2 protein-coding genes and 1 pseudogene are annotated in these 2,063 nt (G+C 42.0%); 1 reads left to right on the forward strand and 2 read right to left on the reverse strand.

What is annotated here, in order from left to right; translation table 11 throughout:
* Positions 1–8: 8 nt before the first annotated feature.
* Both cas1 and QZZ35_RS11495 read right to left on the reverse strand, forming a co-directional pair.
* A complete protein-coding gene (gene cas1 / locus QZZ35_RS11490; protein WP_080568456.1) occupies positions 9–914 on the reverse strand; it encodes a type II CRISPR-associated endonuclease Cas1 in 906 nt (301 codons plus the stop codon).
* A gap of 38 nt (positions 915–952) precedes the next feature.
* Positions 953–1,756 carry a helix-turn-helix domain-containing protein gene (locus QZZ35_RS11495; RefSeq protein ID WP_291237529.1) on the reverse strand — a complete coding sequence of 268 codons (804 nt, stop codon included), beginning with the start codon at positions 1,754–1,756 and terminating at the stop codon, positions 953–955.
* 204 nt (positions 1,757–1,960) lie between these two features.
* Between QZZ35_RS11495 and QZZ35_RS11500 the strand changes: the two are divergent.
* Positions 1,961–2,063: pseudogene (locus QZZ35_RS11500) on the forward strand (MobV family relaxase); the annotation flags it as partial.

Consider the following 2,063-nt stretch of genomic DNA (forward strand, 5'->3'; position numbering starts at 1 on the left):
AAGTAATCTCATTCCGTAATTCCCTCCATACTTTCAATCGGCAGAATCATTGGTACCTTTAATTTTTCCGTCGAAGCATCTAAAATAATCCTCTTCAAACTTTCCACCATAATATCAATCGCCGACATTACATTAACCTTGACTCCATCGACAATACAGGCATTATGTAATACATGCGCCAATTCTCTTCTTTCTGATTTTGTCAACTGAATGTTTGACGCTATATTGTTGTGTGCTACTAAATCAACTATTGCACGATACGGTTCTATCAAATCATCAGCCAGATTAAATGCATTCAATTGATTGTCATGATGTATTCCAAAAGTTGGATGAAAACCCGTTGCCACCAGTTTTCTTGCAATTGCACTTCTTACAACAGCATAGCCATAATTCAGTCTGCTATTGATAGGGTTCTCACTTCTTCTGTTAAATCCCTCATGATAATATGCAAAATATTCTTTAGCAGCTAATGATTCACAGTAATCCACATTTTCCTCATCTACAGTTGCCACATGCTCTGCAATTCTTTCCGCACCATCCAAACCCATAATAGACAAAGCTCTGGATTGATTACTTATCTTTTGTTTTATAATATCAATCCATAATTCCATATATTTTTCATGTGTAGTATTTATTTGTGCATGCATTAATTTAGACTGCCTTGCATGACCTTCAAATGGCAACACAATGGCTGTCGGTAAATATCTGTCATCCAGCGTCATCAGTGCCACCTTATTTTGACTTAAGATAGATAAATCCATTGTAGAAAGTCGTATATTAGCACCATGTACCATAATCTGATTCAAGTCCTCTATCGGCACAACTGCAATTCCATCGTCTGTTGTGATTTCCAATTGCCCTTCTTTTATGTGTATTTCTGCTGCATGACTAATTTCAAGTGTACGAAATCCCATAAATGTTACCTCTCAAAGCATCTTTAAGTATACATATTTTATTTCTTCCTGCCCCTCTGTGAAATAGGGCTTTTCATCAACTCCGACTTCTGCATTATCCGCATCAGTGCCTGTTTTTCTTCCTCTGTCAGCTTATTGTAACGGAGCTTGGTCTGCTTACAGAAAACCAACAGAAGCTGTTCTGCCCGGCTTCCTTCAAAGGCTGCCACTTCCTCCAAATCCTGTCGCAGTTCTTCTGCCACAGAGGTCTTCGGTGCTCCGTCATTTCTTCCAACGTGGGCGTTTCTGATATCTTCTAAAATGCCGTCCATGTCCTTATGTACTCGGCTACGGAAATAGTCGCCTTCTTCCACATGGGCTGACTGCAACAGATACATGGTTTTGTCCTGTTCCGTTGTCTGATACTTTTCCATGATTTCAGCCCTTGCCACATCCACCCATGTATTCAGGTTCTGTATCTGCATGGATGCAATCCCTTCCACATAGATTTGTATGTCGGCAAGAAGCTTTGTGAAATCCGGGTGGGTTGCCAGTTCACAGAGCAGTGCCGTATCCACCCGTTTACTCTTTAATAGCTCTATCATTTCGTCACTCAGATGCAGGTCAGAAAGCTCTGCATTCGGGTGGCTTTTTGTTTCTGTCCGGGCAAGCAGATAATCGGCAGTCACACCGTAAAAGTCAGCCAGACGGTTGATGGCGTGATGGCTGATATCCTTGTAATCCTCCGATTCATAGCTTCCGAGGGCAGATTTTGACAGCCCGGTTTCACCGGCAAGCTGTTCCAAGGTCAGTCCCCGCTCTACCCGTAGGTCTTTTAATCGTTCCTGTATGGTTAATGCCACAGTATCATCTCCTCATAATCATTTTCTTCTCCATTCTACCACATTTCCGTAAAAGCGGAAAGTCCTGCCAAATGTCCTATATTTCCTGCCTTTCGGATATACGGCACAGCATGAAAAATAAGTGTAGACTTTTCTTAGTTCATCGATGAGCCGTACCTTGAAAATAAAGAAATGTCCACTCTTTTGTGGACGGGAAGGAGTTACATGCCACAATACGCTATTTTACGATTTGCAAAGCACAAGGGAGCCCCATCCGGGGCTCTGGAAGCCCACCACGAACGGAAAAAAGAACGGTATGCCAGTAATC

The organism is Frisingicoccus sp. (genome assembly GCA_016298055.1).
GTDB lineage: Bacteria > Bacillota > Clostridia > Lachnospirales > Lachnospiraceae > Frisingicoccus.

Coding starts and splice junctions, on each gene's coding strand:
- cas1 (WP_080568456.1), bottom strand. CDS start 914: ATGGGATTTCGTACACTTGAAATTAGTCATGCAGCAGAAATACACATA.